Genomic DNA, 17,457 nt, shown 5'->3' on the forward strand with positions numbered 1-17,457 from the left:
CTTCTTGCCTTATCACTGCTTTCTTTATTTTATCTTTGGGCCTGTTCTTTGATTCATTGTTTTAAAAATAAACGTCTATTCGTGGCAATTCTCATTATGCTAATCTGGCCCTTAACCTATATATACAGCCTCTATATTTTGAGCAGCCACGTCGCCAGAAACAAGGCTCGCTAATTTATACTTACATACGCGTGCCGTCGCGCCAGAGGCTGCTGTACTCAGGAGTACTTTACCAATTTGCCGCATTGAACTGCGGTAAGATTTAAATAAGGATGTTATGTGGACATACTAGCACTGCTAGCCGGGGGGTTAGCGAAAGTTTGGTACTTCGTACCGCTAATTATTATTCTCTGTATATTCAAAAGCCCTTGGTTCAAAGGCCGCGCCGGCGAGTTTGTTATAAATAGACTGTTATCACAGTTACCCTCGTCGGATTACACATTAGTGAAAGACGTAACTCTGCCAACTGAGAGCGGAACGACGCAAATAGACCACCTTGTTATTTCTGTATATGGGTTGTTCGTTGTGGAAACCAAAAATATGAAAGGCTGGATATTTGGCTCTAAAACACAAAAGCAATGGACGCAAAAAATTTACCGTCATTCAACGCGTTTTCAGAACCCACTTCATCAAAATTATAAACATACTAAAACTCTCGAGTCGCTATTGGCGATTGCACCAAATACGTTACATTCAGTAGTCGTTTTTATCGGTAATAGTAAGTTTAAAACCGTGATGCCAGACAACGTTACTTATGCACGAGGATGCGTGGCTTATATTAAGCAATTTACTCAGCCAGTGTTTTCAATCGCCGAGTGCCATGACATTATTGCATCCATTAACGAGTTAAAGCTTAAAAAAGGCGTGGTTACTAATTTTAACCATCGTCGTCATGTAAAAGACTTGCTAGCGAACAAAGCCAACGCAAAAACGTGTTCGCGCTGCGGCTCCGCGATGGTTATTCGTAAAACCAAACGCGGCGCCAATAAAGGTGCCCAGTTTTGGGGATGTTCAACGTTTCCGAAGGGCCGCTCAGTAGAAGCACTCAGCGAAAGCGACGCATAACACACTTTGCCTAAAAACGCCCAAGCCACTTGTTGCAACTTTAGAGAAATCAAATACTGTAAATGGACACGAAGTTACCCAGTTTTCCAATGTCGGTGAGAATGTTGCCCACTCCACTCACACTGCCTGAGGTAGTTCTTAATTTACCTAATAAATTGCGACAGCTCTTTGCGCCTTACTCAGAGGTTTGTATTTGTTTAGGCTTGTGTTTAACGAAGTGGCGTGCCCTGACAATTCTCGCTAATAAGTATTCTACCCACTGTTGGAGAAAGATTGATGTTTGACAATGAACCAAATTACAGTTCATATTCCTTAGATGAACTATTTGACGCCTACTCTTCTATCGATAAGGACAGCTTCCCGGAAAGGTTTAATTTAATTAAAAAAATTATCGCTGAAAAACAAGGTGGTGATTACCAATGCCCCAAGTGTAAGTGCAAAGGTTATGAAGCTGGTCAACTCTATGCTGCGGCTGATCGCTTAGAAAGTATTCTAGATTATGAAACCGGTAAATATGTAACCATTAGCTGCCTGGATTGTGGTTTCACTGAGTTATATAAACGCAATAGTTCGGTAAGTGCTCCGCTTGTGGACTTTTTCACCACCTAACCTTAAAGGCTAGGTGAGTAAACAGCCATATGAATAACATATATGTACGTCACCCCTATCTCACATAGCTGAAATGCTTTTTGTAATGTCCTTATCCAATTTAGTAACCGATTAAATACAAGCCGTATAGTTCGTGGTGTGCAGTTTCTGGATTGTTATAGGTAAGGGAAACGGAGCGAACATGGTTCATATGCATGTACAACCAAGATTAGATAGAGAGCAATAATGTTTGAGATTTATTATCAATCTAAAATTCCAACCATAGGCTGGGACTTCTATATCACGATCGCGATTACCTTATCTTTAGTCTTCTCTTTTTCCTTTCTCAAGAGATTATATGAGGATAAGCTTAAACTTTCTAATATAATGGATTTTAGATTGCTATTTTCGTTGGTTTTTTTGTATTTTCTCACTGAAATTTATAGCTATTATGAATTGTTTGAAACGATAGAAAGAATTGAGTCTGGAGAGTTGGTTTCTGTTGAAGGTATAATAACAGATCTGAAAACTGAAAAATTTAACAGTCGAAAGGAGAGCTTTAAAGTTGGAAAGGTTAGTTTTGATTATAATGATGTTGTCACTAGTGGCCTGTTTTTCGCCAACAGAGCGCATGATTCAAAAGTAATAAAAGAGGGTAATAGAGTTAAAATATCTTATTTGCCCGAAGAGGATGATAACTTAATTTTTGAGATTAAAGTTTTTAAGCCTAACGTTAAATAATAAGAGTCATACTCACGGTTAAGCGATGATAAGAGAATGACAGCCTGTTAGTGGACTTTGTTAATCGCCTAGACCATGATTTGAAGCGAAGAGAAAAGAGACCAATTCCAAACGTTAATGCATCTACCAAGGGAAAGCCATTTGCACTCAAAAGGCTCCCCAATGATTGGTCGTTAGTTTAGGAATAACATAAACTTATTGCTGGTAGAGCGAAAATCAGGGGAAAGGTCATCCCTATCTCACATAGCAACAATGCTTTTTGTAATGTCCTTATCCAAATTTAGTAACCGATTAAATACAAGCCGTATAGTTCGTGGTGTGCAGGTTCTGGATTGATATAGGCAAGGGAAACGGAGCGAACATGGTTCAAATGCATGTACAACCAAGATTAGATAGAGAGCAATAATGTTTGAGATTTATTATCAATCTAAAATTCCAACTATAGGCTGGGACTTCTATATCACGATCGCGATTACCTTATCTTTAATCTTCTCTTTTTTCTTTCTTAGAAAGTTATACGAGGATAAGCTAAAGCTTTCTAATCTAATGGATTTTAGATTGCTATTTTCGTTGGTTTTGTTTTATTTGGCTATTAATATTTATGCTTATTGTGAAAGAATGGAAAGAATTGATAGAATTGAATCTGGGGAGTTGGTTTCTGTTGAAGGTATAATAAAAGAGTTAGGTATTAGTAGCTCTAGCAGTCGAAGTGAGAGCTTTAAAGTTGGAAAGGTTAGTTTTGATTATAATGATTTTGGCACTAGTGGCCTGTTTTTCGCCAACAGAGCGCATGATTCAAAAGTCATAAAAGAGGGTAATAGAGTTAAAATATCTTATTTGCCCGAAGAGGATGATAACTTAATTTTTGAGATTAAAGTTTTTAAGCCTAACGTTAAATAATAAGAGTCATACTCACGGTTAAGCGATGATAAGAGAATGACAGTCTGTTAGTGGACTTTGTTAATCGCCTAGACCATGATTTGAAGCGAAGAGAAAAGAGACCAATTCCAAACGTTAATGCACCTACCAAGGGAAAAGCCATTTGCACCCAAAAGGCTCCCCAATGATTGGTCGTTAATTGAGGAATAACATAGGCTTAATGCTTGTAGCGCGAAAATCATGGGAAAGATTTGGATGCCTTCCCTTGATTTTTCTCCTCGCTATTTATATCGCTTCCGAGTTTTCAGACATTAATTATTCATCCTTCCTTAGATAGTTGCGTAAGTCCTGTGGCTAACGCCCGCCACAGCCGGGAGCGCAGCGAGTAGGTTGCTTGCATTTGTTATGCATTTTTCCCTAGCAACTGTGAGACCGTAACAAATTTGTAGCCCTTTGCTCTCAGCCCCTTAATTATTGGCCCTATAGCGTCTCGCGACTCTTTGTTTTTAGACCCCAAAACGTGTAAAAGAATAATTGAACCTGGAGTAGAAGAGTTAACAACATACTCTGCGATAGACGCAGAACTTCCTGCAATTTTAGGATAGGTTTCAGGCTCAACGTTCCATGTGATTGTTTTTATTCCTTCCGAATTCAAATAATAGGGCAAAACAAAAAGCTTTTTACCATACGGAGGCCTAAAGTATATTTCACCCTCGAATCCAATCTGGCGAATTAAGGCTGTAGTGGAGTCGACTTCATCCCTCACCTCGTCAAGCCCCATTAACGTCATATTTTTATGGTTGTACGAATGATTGCCTATCTGATGACCTGCGTTAACCAGATCTATAGCCGATTGCTTGTTTTGTTGAATTCCCGACCCATTGAGGAAGAACGTACCCTTCACATTATGCTCTTCGAGGATATTCAACACTTGAGTGGTATATTTCGCCCCCCAAGGACCATCATCAAATGTTAAGGCGATAACCTTTTCATTCGTTTCGGCCTTTGCGACTACCTCTCCAAAAACCTGAAAAGTTCTTGATTTACTTATATTCCAAGCTCCCAAGACCATTACTACAGAGAGAATCAATATCGTCAGGTATACTCTTTTCAATGGGTTCCATCCTTATTTTCATAATGCTTGATAAAAAGCAAAAAATAGCAGGCAAAATAAGCGACCACCTGTTATTTTACGCCCACAGTTTAACTAACTTGTTATACGGCAAATACACCAATCATAATCAAAGCGACTAGTAAAAAAGCTATAATAAAGTATTTACCGAGCCCCTGAACCAATTTCATTTCTTGTTGGTAAGCTACCCTTGCTTTGTTTACTTCACTTTCGTTCTTGCCAAAACAATATGGGCAATCTTCAAAGTCCTCTGAAACAAGTAAACTACATTTAATACATTGTCTGGGTGCTCTAGTGCGAAGACTCGGCACTCCGAGCAGAAAGCTAACTTCGTTCGCTTCAGTCACCCCCGAATAGCCAACATCTTTACTTAACCTTCGCCTAGATGTATTTAATTGAGCTTTCTTATATTCTTTATTCAGCTTAATTTTTTCGGCATCACTCAGCAATAGCTCTTGTGGTAACTCAAAACTACAAAATTCACAATGCGATAATCTTCGATTGAAAATAGTCTTATCACAATTTGGGCATTTATACTTCATATTTAATATATTATTGCAATGTAACGCCTCAATCAGCCGACGCGTTAGCGGTGGGTTGTATTGACTTGTTAGCTTTCAAAAATACGGCATCGAAACTGCCGCCATTAGAAATTTGTTCAAGCTTTTGGTATAGGCTGTCAGCTTGTATTAATGGTATCACCGCTATTCTGGCAGCTTTATAATGCTCCATGAAATTATCAGAAAAGAAGTCCTTTCCTGTTACTAAATTACGGACGTCCTCAACTCGTTCGTTTGACAAGTCGATGTTTTCAGGCAAAAAAGGCTCTCTATGATCTAACGTGAGTGCCACCCCTTCATCAAACCATACAGGAACTTCTTGAATAAAACGCCAAAAGCCGACACGTTGCTGGATTTCCGCGTGCAACCATTCATGAGCTATGACGTCCACATTTTGGCCTTTAGGACCAACAATAATACATGATCGCCAAGGCGTTCGATGCATGGTGGCCGTTTCATTGGCTCCAAAAATAATTGCCGTGGCAGAGTCTGATGTAAACAATATTTTTGGTGTTGATTCAGGCTTCCCGTAGACTCCATCAATCCTCTTTAATGCGGAGAAGACAATCTGAGACAAATCTTCGATGCGCTCTGGTGGTATATCGCTTCCAATGTGGAACTGATTGTTTATTTCTCGAAAATCTAGCATATGAGAAAATTCACAAGCTAATGCATATCTTTGAAAAAATATTCCAACAACTATAACTAGCAATAGCGCACTTGAAATTCCGATAGCGACTTTATTCACCGAGCTCTCCATGAAACTTCACGCATAGAAAAAATGCCACGCGTTGCGAACCCCTCTTAAACAGTTTGTTATATTTCATAGCATTGCCTTTAATATTGTTGCTATTGCAGCTTTTTGCTGCGGATCAGTTGCCTCTTCGAATATTTTTACTAAATAAGGGGCCACATGCTTTTTTTCTTCATTGGACATTACAAATGAATCGTCAAACCAAATTTGATTATCGCTATCAAGCACAAGCGTAAAAGCATCGTTATCACTCTTTACGATCAGTCCAATTACTTCGGCCTCTACAAAGGTTCCCTCATAGATTAAGTTGCTTTTTATAGCTGAAACTCTTGGGTTCATCTCACTCTTAGCCATCGTGGGGCTAACAAAAAACAATGAAATTACTAGAATCCAAATCTTCGACGTCACCGACACACCTTGATTGAAATTGGTCTTCCCCATCAAAATTAGACAGGTTATTACGCAAACTGTTGTTCATACTCCAGCGGGCTGAGGTAGCCTAACGCTGAGTGACGTCGTTTACGGTTATAAAATATTTCAATGTATTCAAACATACAGGATTTAACGTGTTGTATCGAGTGGAATTTCTCGGCATAAACCAGCTCAACTTTGAGACGACTGAAGAGGGATTCCATCACCGCATTATCCCAGCAATTGCTCTTTCGGCTCATGCTGATTATCGCACCTGATGAACGCACTAAATCCTGATAGGCCACCGCACGGTACTGCACGCTTCTATCTGAGTGAATCATCAAACCTGGTTTAACCTCCCTGCGGGCCAGTGCCATGTTGAAAGCATTTGAAATCAGCTTGACCGTCATCGATGTGTCTAATGCCCAACCGACAATCGCTCTTGAGAACAGGTCCATCACAGCTGCTAGATAAAGCCACTGGCCGCGAACACGGATATAAGTGATATCTGATACCCATTTCCTGTTGGCACGCTCTGTGATGAACTGTTGGGCAAGCACAAATGCCAAGTGCGTTAGCAAAAAAATATCCCTCTGCAAACAAGTCGTTGGCTTGGCAGTATCTATTTCCATTCTATAAATTAAGCGGTGACCCAAAAACGGGAGAAATTCGTCCACATCATTTTCATCCAACTTGTGTCAGGAAGGCGGTGAAGGCTGCTTTAAAACAGTCGGGGATCACAAAGTTAATTACACCACATACGTTCAGACATTCGTTCGCGACTCATCTTTTGCAATCAGGAGCCGACAGTCGCACAATCCAAAGTCAATTGGGTCATTCAGACGTTAAAACCACTCAGATTTATACTGATGTTTTATAGCAAGGCGCAAACGGTGTTGTTAGTCCTTTTGAGCAAAATCTTCTAGCTTGTTTTGGGGCTAAAACGAGTTACGAAGGTTCGTTTTAGGCACGATCGAGAAAGAAGCAACTGAACTTAGATTGGATAGGTTTCAAACGTATCAAGGTCGCCCGTTTAGTTTTTAAAATCCTCAATTTTTAATGTTTGGACTATTAACTTCCAGTCTATTCAGAAAATGGGCAGGCCGCGCATCGAATAACTTAAACGGTCAAATTAATCACGTTAAATTAAGCTAGTCGCTGGTTCATCAGCGACTAGCTATCTTGTTAGATTAGAATCGGTAAGTAACTGATGCACCGACTGTTTGCGGGTTCACAACGGCCGCATAACCTTGTGGGTAACGGCCACTTGCCGGCTCTTGTGAAGTATATGCCTCTTCATCTAGGGCGTTATTGATGAAGGCACTGATCAACCAATGCTCGGTGTCGTAGGTCATCGATAAACGAGTAATAGTGTAATCACCTGCAATGCGCTCTTCTGTGTTTGTTAAGTCACCGTAATACTCACCCACATAGTTGGCGCTTAAATTTACTTTTAGGCTATCGGTAAACCAGTGTGAAAGACCTAAACTCGCCGTTAGTTCGGGTGCAGAGTTTAAATCACTGCCAACGGCATCTGGAAAGGCTGATGATTCATCAATGTTAGTTTTTAATAAACCAAAACCACCATGGAGCTGCCACTGCTCTGCAAGCATACTGTAAGCATCGACCTCTAAACCGTAGCTATGAGCATCTTCTACATTCGTGATTCTGCGCGCTGAACTTAATGCTTGATACCCGTTAAAATTGTTGTAAAACACATTAGCGCTAATATTGATGTCGCCATTATCTATTACGCTGCGTGAACCTATTTCATAGGTATTAACCGTTTCTTCGTCGTAGTAGTAGTAATCTTCAGCGGTAAAATCGAGCGCACCGCCCCCTGCGTTATAGCCACGGCGAGCACTGGCAAATAAGGTCGTTTCGTCGCTAACATCATATTGAATCGCTAACTTTGGTAAACGCACTGTGTGTGAATTATCAAGTTGCTCAACGAGCTGATCGCCACGAAACGCCATATTGAAATTACGTAATTGTTCTTCACGCTCAATACGAAGGCCCGCTGTTAGTGTTAATTCTTGGCTTAAGTTAAAGCTTGTTTCGCCATAAACTGCGGTCGATTTACTGCTATCGTCACCGTAGTAGTTTGTTGCCCCCACACTTTCAAATTCTTGGTCGCGATCAAAGTAAGCAAGGCCGATAAACCCGGAGTAAAAGTGGTTGTTTAGCCCAAAGTTGAGCTTGGTATCGACGGTGATATTGCTCTCATCCATTGATACGTCAGATTCGGCGCTTTCAATGGGCTCGTATGCTTCAAAGCTCCATTGATAATCCATGTAAGCAACTAATACGTCTAACGAAAAATTATCATTAATACTGTAATCAATATTTACTTGCGTAGTATCAGAGTCTGTATCCACAATACGTTGATATAGCGGCTTATAATCAAATGGTTCGTCCGCAACAAAGTATTTACGACCAGAGTTACCCTCTTCACTGTAAGTTGAGTAAGTCAGCTGCACGGCAAGGTCTTTGCTTGGCGTGTAAAGTAATTTAGCGCGCGTACTGCTGGTATTTAACTTGTTTAATTCACGATCAGTTGGGTTTGTTTCGTATACCAACGGGTTTGAAAATGTTTCGCCATCGACATACTGAGTTGATAAGCGAAATGCCAATACATCCTCAACTAATGCTCCCGATACCACTGCGGCAGTATCAAGGTAGCTATCTTGATTGCGATAACCTACGCGCACTGCCCCTTCAAAATCCTGAGTTGGCGCTTTCGTTGTCATGTACACCGCACCTGCGATGCTATTACGACCATTGCTAGTTGATTGCGGCCCCCGGTAAACCTCAATTTGTTCTACATCCCATAGGCCGGTATCACCCGTTAAGTCAGCAACAAAGGGTTGGCTTACACCATCTATTAACGTTGAAACACGGGCTTTTGAACCTCCGCTAAATGAGTTAAAACCGGTTGCCCCACCATTACCAGACACTCCTCGCATATCAGGCACCGAACCCGTTAACACCACCACATTTGCCATTTCTGAGAGCGCTTCGGATATAGACGCAAGCTGGCCGTTTTCTAGTAGCGCCTTATCAACAACCGCTACCGACGACATGGTTTCTTTAAGTGATTTTTCCGTTTTTTCACCGGTAACAACAATAGTGTCCATTGATTCTCGACTGCTTTGCTCGTCGTCAGCCCAAGCCGAGCCTTGAGCAACAAGTAACGATGCAAAAATAACCTTGGTTATTGTGTTGAGTTTTAATGCAGTAGCCAATGTCCTTTCCCCATAAGAGATTATTAGAATTAAACAAATCGAGCTTGATAAAAAGCGCGAGGAAATTAACACAGGCTTAATGATATTGCAATTGAGTTTAGTTATCATTTACAATGAGATACAACATAAATTCTAACTCTCATTTTATGCTCATTTTCACCGTTACTTTACTCATCGTTTTCGCTGTCAGCACTTTTTACTGCACCAGAAAACAACAGCGATTTTTAAAAAAACCGATAAAAAAACATTGGCGATTACTATCGTTTGCATTAATAGCGTGTGCACTAACACTTGCCTTTGTGCAGCTATCAGCCACAGCAGCTGTGTTCTACATAATCTTTAGCGTGATGCTTATGCTAATGCTGATCCCTTTTATTAGCCTGCTGCAAACAAAGGGTAATTCATGACAAACTCATCAAAGCGCCAACCAACGTGGTTAGGTAAAACGCTAGCCGGTGCCTTTTTAGGGTTGGCACTGTCATTTATATTCATTGCGTTTTTTGCTTGGTATGGCCCTGGAGGCATTGAAGCTCGAGATAAAGTGCAATTTAACATGTGGATGATCACCCCTATTTGGCTAACCATTTTTAGTTTTAGCTATTTGTTCAACTCTGCAAAGCAAGCTTGGCTTGTCCTTGGCAGCTTAGCTGTGCTGCTTTATGGCGTATTTTTCATGCTAAGGAACGCACTATGAAAGTAAGATCGGATATTTTACGCACCTATCAAGGTGTACATACATGGACGGGCATTATTGCTGGCTTAGTGCTGTTTATTGGTTTTTATGCTGGCAGCCTGACCATGTTTAAACACGAAATACAACGGTGGGCTGCACCGGTTACCGCGCCTAAAGTAACCAGTTCTGATTATGACTATCAAAAACTGGTAGATACGGTAATAAGTGTGCGTGGTGAACAACTTGCTAAAGGCTTTAACCTAGACTTACATACCCAAGACGCGCCTCTTTCTTGGTATATCAAAGGCAGTTCCCGTGGCATGGAGCTTGATAAACAGCTCAACTATGCCCACCTCAATGCTGATGGCACATTAAACGTTAGCGCGCAAATTGAAAACGAACTTGGCGATTTAATTGATTACTTACATCGCACAGCGGGCTTTATTGGTGAAATTGGCCATGATCAATCAGGGGTTTATATCCTTGGTATTGCCAGTGTGTTGTATTTTTTAGCTTTGGTCTCTGGGGTCATTATTTTACTGCCGACACTAGTTAAAACCTTTTTTGCACTGCGTAAAGAAAAAGGGCCAAGCCGGTTTTGGCTCGACAGCCATAACCTTGTGGGGATTGCCAGTTTACCGTTTCATTTAGTCATAGCCTTCACTGTGGTGGTGTTTGCATTTCATGACTTTATTTATGGTGGCTTAGCGCAATTTTATGATGATAAACCGCTGTTTCAGCGCCCTACTCCCGCTGCGCAAAGTTTTCACATTGACAACTTACCTAGTATTGATGAGCAAGTGCTTGCAGCTAAAAGCTATGCGCCTGGCTATGAGCCTATCCACATTCGCTACAGTAATTTAAATTCAGCCTCGCCCTCTGCGGTGTTTATGATGAGTAACAACAATGCGGTTGTGCGCGGCCCAGATACTGACTATTTGTTCATGAACCCGTATACCTTAGAGGTCGCTAACTCAAGCTACCCACAAGGCGAAGATGCAGTGTGGGGTAACATGGTGGCCAGTATTTTCTCACTCCACTTTGGCACCTATGGTGGAGAATGGGGGCGCTGGGGTTACTTTATAATGGGCTTACTTGGGGCATTTTTGTTCTATTCAGGCAATTTATTATGGATAGATAAGCGCTTCAAAAAAGACCCCAACAAACGCAGTACGTTGTTTATGGCAAAACTCACTATTGGTGTTTGTTTAGGGTCGATGATTGCCGTTGCCTTCACGTTAGTTGCAACTAAATGGCTAGCTACATTTGTTGCTAATGCAAAAAACTACGCCAGTCTATACAGTTACTACGCCGCCTTTTTTGCTTTTGTGATATATAGCTTCTTAAAACCTGTACAAAAGGCAACGACGGTTGGCCTTTATTTACTCGCGAGTTTGTGTGCATTAATGGTGTTATCAACGCTGGTGAAACTTGCACTAAGTGACGGGAATGCGCTCTTTTACTCAAGCTATACGGTTGATATCGTCGCCGCTATGTTTGCTGTTATTTTCTTTAAAATGTCGAAACATCAGCAGCAAAAGCAGGCCACACAAAGCATCATGCCAGCCTTTGAACAGGTTAGCCAAACTTAAGCACTCCTAGTATGGGTATCAGAGCAATTTGATACCCATCCTTTTACCTTATCCACGATTCACTCCCGTTTAATGAAAGCATTTCTTGCCCTATAAAACAGCAGTAGTAACAAGTGATGGTGTCAGGTCGTGCAACGTGCTTGTCGCTTGTAGCACGTCAGCGAAGTTCAAAATAAATCCGTGGAGTAAATTGAAACCAACTAAAGTGGCATGTACCAAAGTCGCGAAGATAATTAACTATTCGCGGCAGTGCACTCGCGTGTAATGCTTAAGCGATGAGCCTTTTGAGCATTCGGGTAGTGCGCACTTCCCCAACCAGAGTTGGTGCGCATCATAGTTTTGCCAGTAGGAGGCATCTTGACCAGGCCGGAGAGGTTACTGTAACCTTGGTTTATCACTTCTAAGGAGATTGCGCCAACATGAACAACTAAACCTGTCATCCATTTCTTATTTTCTTTTTGGATTTACAGGGTTAGTAGGCGTAGCTCACATTCCGATATGTCTGTACAAGCGCATTGTGTATTTTGCCCATTGGCAGAAGCGTATAGTGGTATTAATCACCTCTCAAAGATAGCTAGCTGCGACTGTTGCCCCTTTCATACAGGAGGCACTTTATGCCATTACTACAGGCTTACAATATAAGTTATCAATTGGATAACGGCGATTTTCTCTTTCAACAACTGTCATGTTCACTGTCTAACAAGCGTGTTGGCTTAGTCGGGCGTAACGGTGTTGGTAAATCAATACTCGCGTCAATTTTAAGTGGTGAACAACAACCATCAAGTGGGGCTGTTGCTTTACCTCAATCAGTGGCTGTGTATCATCAGCAGCCACCCCCGTTATTATCTTGCGAACAGACGATTGCTCAGTTCTTGGTTAAAGATCAGGTGCTTAAAGCGATAAAGCAGGTTGAGGCGGGTGATTGTTCACAGCATTGGTTTGATATAATAAAGGAACAATGGGACTTGCCCTTAAAGCTCACTCAGCAATTAAAAGAGCAAGGCTTACCGACAGATGTAGATTTTCCGTGCGCTCAGCTCAGTGGTGGGCAATTCGCCCGTTTAAAGCTTTGGCAGTTGTTTGCAAGCAATGTTGAATTACTCATACTTGATGAGCCTTCCAATCACCTTGATGTGCAGGCAACGCACTGGTTAATTCAGTCTATGCGCGCCTTCAAAGGCGCTATTTTACTTGTCAGTCATGAGCGAAAGTTACTGCATGAAATGGACGAAATTTGGCAGCTTTCAGAGCTTGGGTTACAGGTATTTGGCGGCAACTATACTCTGTACGCCGAACAAAAAACGGCCGAGTTACAAGCGCTTGAACGAAAACTGGCAAGCGTTGATAAACAAAAAAAGCAGTTACAAGTACAAACGCAGAAAAACCGTGAAAAGGCAGAGCAAAGAGCGGCTCAAGGTACCCAGTTACGAAAGAATGGCAGTCAGCCCAAAGTGTTGCTTGATGCTAAAAAAGACAAAGCAACGGCACAGGCAGCTAATCGAATTAAAAATGAGCAACTTCGTCGAGCGCATTTAGCTAAATCAGAGCGCTCACTCAAGGCACACAAAGAGTCACAGAAAAACCAAAAACTCTATTTAGCGCACACCCCTATTCGCTCACGTAAAGTCATTTCGATTCATCAAGGCGTATTGCCTTTTGGTCGCACTGAGCCTATCTCATTTCAAGCATACGCTCATGATAAGATTTATCTGGCAGGCAAAAACGGCAGTGGTAAATCAACGCTCCTGAAAACGCTATTAGGTGACGTTTCTCTCCAGCAAGGCGAGCTGCAACTCAATACCCCATTGTATTACCTTGACCAACATTTTGGGGTTATTCGAGGGGATTTATCGCTACTCGATAACCTTGTAACACTTTGCCGTGGCCTTAAGGAGAGTGATGCCAGAACATTGCTAGCAGGCGTTGGTTTTAGTCGTGATAATGTATTTCGTCTTGGTCACATGCTTAGTGGCGGTGAGAAGATGAAGTTAGCCATGCTTATTGTTAGTCACCAGCAAGCTAAACCTTTTTTACTGCTCGATGAGCCTGATAACCATCTCGACCTTGAGTCAAAACTTATGCTAGCCCAAGCGCTCAATCAATACCCTGGAGGCTTTATTCTCGTTAGCCATGATGAAGACTTTGTTCGTGAATCAGGGGTTCAGATACAAATCGATATTTAACTAGCATAACTGCCGCCTGAAAACGAACTATATCGTCCATACTCCTTGAGTTTCTCCCATAGTCAGAAAAACGACCCATTGGGTCGTTTTGTCGAGTTCACGGTTAAAGCAATATCGCCTAACTTCAATGCTGGTAAGTACTTGTTTAATTTGCTATCAATGGTCTTAGGACAAAAACGAGAAAGATTGCGGCAGAAAAACGACCCAATCGCTCGATATTAAATTGTTATGCAATAAATCAACGAATATAGGATCGTCATATGGATATTGAGAAAATCGCACATTTTGCTACCGCTGCCTCAGCGATTGTTGCTGCTGTCTCTGTTTTGTCAGGCTTTTTTCTATACAAGCTGAGTAGGCGAGATCAACGCCTTAAAGAAATGAGAGAAAGCATGGTGGCGGCGAGCTCTACTTCTCATAACCTTGACAATCTTTTATCTTTCGAAATTGCATATGAGGTTGTAACGCATATAGCAAACTCTATCATTTTGCAGCCATTCTTGAAAAAACTACACGAAGATTTTTTTATTAGCGATAGAACTAAACTAGAAGATTTAGAAAAATTTCTAAGCGAAAATACTCCTGTTATCTATGGTTCAGTATCATCTGGTAAAACATCTGATTTCGAAGATGGATTAAAAAAAATCGAAGTTGAGGCGTCAAAAATTGATTTCGAATTTCCGGGAGTCGCTAGATCACTCTACGCAGCTAGAAACATTCTACGTAATTCATACTCAATACAGAAACGGCTGGCCTACTCAGAAGACGCGTGGGAGTCAGCTATTAAGCAATGCTATCAGGATGAGAATGCTTACTTATCTGAGTTTGATTTTTTTATTTCGGAGCTGACTCAGTTATTTGTAGGAACTATACTAGATTCACTTAAGAGAACTGGTCAGGACACAATAAACGATACTTTGGCATCAATGGATATAGTGGTTCGGTCTCACTTAGGGAAGCAACCGAATAAATTACTTGCTTCGTCGAAATTTCAGAGTTCTATCCAGTTGATACCACTTGATAAAACCACGTCTGTATCAGAGGATCTTCGTCAGGCTGAACGCGCTTTAGAGAAGGTTTTATCATCAGAAGATCTGCTAAGTCTGCGTCAGCTGTCCACTCAAGTTGACACAAGAGAGTCTGCATAACAAGGCGCTGTTGGCGGACAAATTTTCCGTTGCGCTTCAAATTTGCCGCAGAGCGCCGCGTTATGCTTCAGGAGGGTGTAGTGAGTTTTAGTGAAAAATTAGAAAGTGTTAAGTCAAGGTTTAGGACTTACCCAAAAAAGTAGACACCTTCTATAGTTAGAAAAGAGGTGTCTCATGACTAGAAAGAAAAGAACCCTGGCCTATACCGAAGAGTTTCGTCGCGAAGCGGTTCGAAGGGCGGAGCAACCCGGAAATACCAACAAATCCGTCGCCGAAGAGCTGGGGATCAGCGCCCAGCAAATTTATAACTGGCGTAGGCAATTCAACCGTCTTTCCGACAAGCAATTTAATACCGTTCAAGGCGTTGATTACTCGAAACATGAAAGTGAGGAACTGCGCCGTCTCAAGCGCGAGCTACACGACCTGAAAGAGGAAAATGAATTCTTAAAAAAGCAGCTGTAAGTTCAAGGGGACATCGCAACACTCCGTTCAATCATGTGCGACGGTGTTTTAAATTTCAATGTTTTTCTTGGTCGTTCATTTAGTTGAGTTGCGACTTCATTGAGTCTTTCTTGTGAGTGCAGTGATAGATCCGTCTTTTTAGGGAAGTATTGTCGAATAAGACTATTAGTGTTTTCATTCGTACCTCGTTGCCATGGACATTGTGGATCGCAGAAGTAAACTGGCATGCCAAATTCAGCTGTTAAAACGCTTTGTTTAGCCAGTTCCATTCCCCTATCCCAAGTAAGCGATCTGCGGTATTTAGAAGGCATTTTTTTAAACACCGCCAATAATGCCGTATTCACTGAATCTGCGTCTTTTCCTGCTAACTTCAAGATGATTGTGAAACGCGATTTCCGGTCTACCAATGTGGCAATATGAGTGTTTTTAGAACCTGTTACTAAGTCGCCTTCCCAGTGGCCGAGGGAACGTCGATTTTCGATATGTTTAGAGCGTTCGTGAATTGAAATGCCGTTAACTATGTTGATGGAGCCTCTGTCTCCTTTACGGCTATGAAAGCGGCTGTGCCGCATAGGCCGCTTTCTTCGTAAATGCTCAGTCAACGAGTGATGAATGATATTCCTTGCTCTGGCGACCACTTCAACTCCAGCTTCTCTATAACCAATTTTTTCAGCTCTGGATATTTTTCTAAAACACCTGGCTTTGGCCGCTTGGCCATGCGTTTCGCACGGTTATCAGCATCAACTGCTTTGTAATATCTACGCCCTCTATTTCTGGCGATTTCACGCGATATGGTCGAGGGAGAGCGGCCTAGTTGTTTAGCTATCGCTCTAATGCTCATCTTTGCAGACAATGAAACACGGATTTCTTCTCGTTCTGAAAGTGTTAGGTGAGAAATATTACGACGCCTTGGTCTAGGTTTAATGCCACCATCTTCACGTAAAATTGTGAAGACCGATCCCGGCTTTGCCTCAATGATACGACCAATATCACTGAACCCAGCACCTTGCTTCCATAAATCAAAAACAAGTGTTCTCTCATCTTGAGTAAACGTACGTTTTGTTCGCTTCATCCAAAGTCCTCATGCAAATCAGTATTTTAGTATAACTGTTGCATTGACCACTTGAATCTACAGCCGCGTACTTTGCGAAAAGCCAGGAGTAAAGTACGCGCTGATTGCGTAGTATGTAGGCCAGTTCCGGATCACCCTGATGTGCAGAGCATTGAAAGTCTCCCGCTCGGGTTTTTATCGTTACCTGAGGCGAAAGCCGAGCGATAAAGCACAGAAACATACTGAGTTGGCCCATCATGTGAAAGAGGCTTATGAGGTCTTTAAGGCACGCTACGGCGCGCCCAGACTCACCTATGAACTCAATGCCAGCGGTGTTCGATGTAGCCTCAATACGGTCGCTAAAATTATGCAAGAGCTGGCTCTCAAGGCAAGAAATGGCAAGGCGTTTCGCTACAGTCGCAGCTGCTATTCAAACTCGAATGTAGAAGGGAATGTGCTTGTCCAGCAGTTCATCACAGAGCGTGCCAACAGGAAAGGGGTATCAGATATCACTTATATCCGTGTTCGCGGCCAGTGGCTTTACCTGGCCGCTGTGATGGACCTGCTCTCAAGAGCGATTGTCGGTTGGGCATTAGACACGTCGATGACGGTCAAGCTGATTTCAGATGCTTTCAACATGGCACTGGCCCGCAGGGAGGTTAAACCAGGTTTGATGCTTCACTCAGATAGAGGTGTGCAGTACCGTGCGGTGGCCTATCAGGATTTAGTGCGTTCATCAGGTGCGATAATAAGCATGAGCCGAAAGAGCAATTGCTGGGATAATGCGGTGATGGAATCCTTCTTCAGTCGTCTCAAAGTTGAGCTGGTTTATGCCGAGAAATTCCACTCGATACAACACGTTAAATCCTGTATGTTTGAATACATTGAAATATTTTATAACCGTAAACGACGTCACTCAGCGTTAGGCTACCTCAGCCCGCTGGAGTATGAACAACGGTTTGCGTAATAACCT

At 42.0% G+C, this 17,457-nt stretch carries 16 protein-coding genes and 2 pseudogenes; 11 read left to right on the forward strand and 7 right to left on the reverse strand.

The genetic code is table 11. The features are described 5' to 3' along the window. Window positions 1-279: 279 nt before the first annotated feature. From MHM94_RS04810 to MHM94_RS04825, 4 genes are all read left to right on the forward strand, one after another. Complete coding sequence (locus MHM94_RS04810; RefSeq protein WP_235419015.1) at window positions 280-1,065, forward strand: NERD domain-containing protein; 786 nt, start codon at window positions 280-282, stop codon at window positions 1,063-1,065. Between the two features lie 276 nt (window positions 1,066-1,341). Beyond that, window positions 1,342-1,674, forward strand: coding sequence for a zinc ribbon domain-containing protein (locus tag MHM94_RS04815; RefSeq protein ID WP_052698157.1), 333 nt, complete (start codon window positions 1,342-1,344; stop codon window positions 1,672-1,674). Between the two features lie 225 nt (window positions 1,675-1,899). Continuing rightward, entirely contained in the window at window positions 1,900-2,394 is a 495-nt protein-coding gene (locus tag MHM94_RS04820; RefSeq protein WP_235419014.1) for a hypothetical protein, read from the forward strand. A 405-nt stretch (window positions 2,395-2,799) separates the two neighbouring features. Then, window positions 2,800-3,294, forward strand: a complete 495-nt coding sequence (locus tag MHM94_RS04825; RefSeq protein ID WP_235419013.1) for a hypothetical protein — start codon at window positions 2,800-2,802, stop codon at window positions 3,292-3,294. Window positions 3,295-3,676: 382 nt separating this feature from the next. Here the strand turns inward: MHM94_RS04825 and MHM94_RS04830 are convergent, their stop codons facing one another. The 5 genes from MHM94_RS04830 to MHM94_RS04850 form a co-directional block, all read right to left on the reverse strand. After that, the gene (locus MHM94_RS04830; protein WP_235419012.1) at window positions 3,677-4,387 is read right to left on the reverse strand and encodes a polysaccharide deacetylase family protein; all 711 of its coding nucleotides are present in this window, start codon (window positions 4,385-4,387) and stop codon (window positions 3,677-3,679) included. A gap of 101 nt (window positions 4,388-4,488) precedes the next feature. Beyond that, window positions 4,489-4,947 (reverse strand): hypothetical protein, encoded by a 459-nt coding sequence (locus tag MHM94_RS04835; RefSeq protein ID WP_235419011.1) that lies wholly within the window; start codon window positions 4,945-4,947, stop codon window positions 4,489-4,491. Window positions 4,948-4,975: 28 nt separating this feature from the next. After that, window positions 4,976-5,713, reverse strand: a complete 738-nt coding sequence (locus MHM94_RS04840; RefSeq protein WP_235419010.1) for a hypothetical protein — start codon at window positions 5,711-5,713, stop codon at window positions 4,976-4,978. 75 nt (window positions 5,714-5,788) lie between these two features. Continuing rightward, complete coding sequence (locus tag MHM94_RS04845; protein ID WP_235419009.1) at window positions 5,789-6,127, reverse strand: hypothetical protein; 339 nt, start codon at window positions 6,125-6,127, stop codon at window positions 5,789-5,791. Window positions 6,128-6,177: 50 nt separating this feature from the next. Continuing rightward, window positions 6,178-6,762: an IS3 family transposase gene (locus tag MHM94_RS04850; protein ID WP_235419008.1), complete on the reverse strand. Its 585-nt coding sequence runs from the start codon at window positions 6,760-6,762 to the stop codon at window positions 6,178-6,180. On the opposite strand from MHM94_RS04850, the pseudogene MHM94_RS04855 reads away from it, so the two are divergent. Then, window positions 6,693-7,010 (forward strand): annotated as a pseudogene (locus tag MHM94_RS04855) (tyrosine-type recombinase/integrase); the annotation flags it as partial. The gene MHM94_RS04850 and the pseudogene MHM94_RS04855 overlap by 70 nt on opposite strands. 310 nt (window positions 7,011-7,320) lie before the next feature. On the opposite strand, the gene MHM94_RS04860 reads toward MHM94_RS04855, so the two are convergent. Beyond that, entirely contained in the window at window positions 7,321-9,375 is a 2,055-nt protein-coding gene (locus MHM94_RS04860) for a TonB-dependent receptor (protein WP_235419007.1), read from the reverse strand. 403 nt (window positions 9,376-9,778) lie between these two features. On the opposite strand from MHM94_RS04860, the gene MHM94_RS04865 reads away from it, so the two are divergent. From MHM94_RS04865 to MHM94_RS04885, 5 genes are all read left to right on the forward strand, one after another. After that, window positions 9,779-10,069: a hypothetical protein gene (locus tag MHM94_RS04865; protein ID WP_235419006.1), complete on the forward strand. Its 291-nt coding sequence runs from the start codon at window positions 9,779-9,781 to the stop codon at window positions 10,067-10,069. Then, the gene (locus MHM94_RS04870) at window positions 10,066-11,640 is read left to right on the forward strand and encodes a PepSY-associated TM helix domain-containing protein (protein WP_235419005.1); all 1,575 of its coding nucleotides are present in this window, start codon (window positions 10,066-10,068) and stop codon (window positions 11,638-11,640) included. The genes MHM94_RS04865 and MHM94_RS04870 overlap by 4 nt, the downstream gene beginning before the upstream one ends. Window positions 11,641-12,254: 614 nt before the next feature. Continuing rightward, the gene (locus MHM94_RS04875) at window positions 12,255-13,823 is read left to right on the forward strand and encodes an ATP-binding cassette domain-containing protein (RefSeq protein ID WP_235419004.1); all 1,569 of its coding nucleotides are present in this window, start codon (window positions 12,255-12,257) and stop codon (window positions 13,821-13,823) included. 260 nt (window positions 13,824-14,083) lie between these two features. Beyond that, window positions 14,084-14,971, forward strand: coding sequence for a hypothetical protein (locus MHM94_RS04880; protein ID WP_235419003.1), 888 nt, complete (start codon window positions 14,084-14,086; stop codon window positions 14,969-14,971). A gap of 174 nt (window positions 14,972-15,145) precedes the next feature. Then, the gene (locus tag MHM94_RS04885) at window positions 15,146-15,433 is read left to right on the forward strand and encodes a transposase (protein WP_235419002.1); all 288 of its coding nucleotides are present in this window, start codon (window positions 15,146-15,148) and stop codon (window positions 15,431-15,433) included. 2 nt (window positions 15,434-15,435) lie between these two features. On the opposite strand, the pseudogene MHM94_RS04890 reads toward MHM94_RS04885, so the two are convergent. Then, window positions 15,436-16,505: pseudogene (locus MHM94_RS04890) on the reverse strand (IS30 family transposase). Between the two features lie 130 nt (window positions 16,506-16,635). Between MHM94_RS04890 and MHM94_RS04895 the strand changes: the two are divergent. Next, the gene (locus MHM94_RS04895; protein ID WP_328283030.1) at window positions 16,636-17,451 is read left to right on the forward strand and encodes an IS3 family transposase; all 816 of its coding nucleotides are present in this window, start codon (window positions 16,636-16,638) and stop codon (window positions 17,449-17,451) included. The last annotated feature ends 6 nt before the right edge of the window (window positions 17,452-17,457 follow it).

It is taken from the genome of Pseudoalteromonas sp. CNAT2-18.1 (genome assembly GCF_022347865.1).
GTDB lineage: Bacteria > Pseudomonadota > Gammaproteobacteria > Enterobacterales > Alteromonadaceae > Pseudoalteromonas > Pseudoalteromonas ruthenica.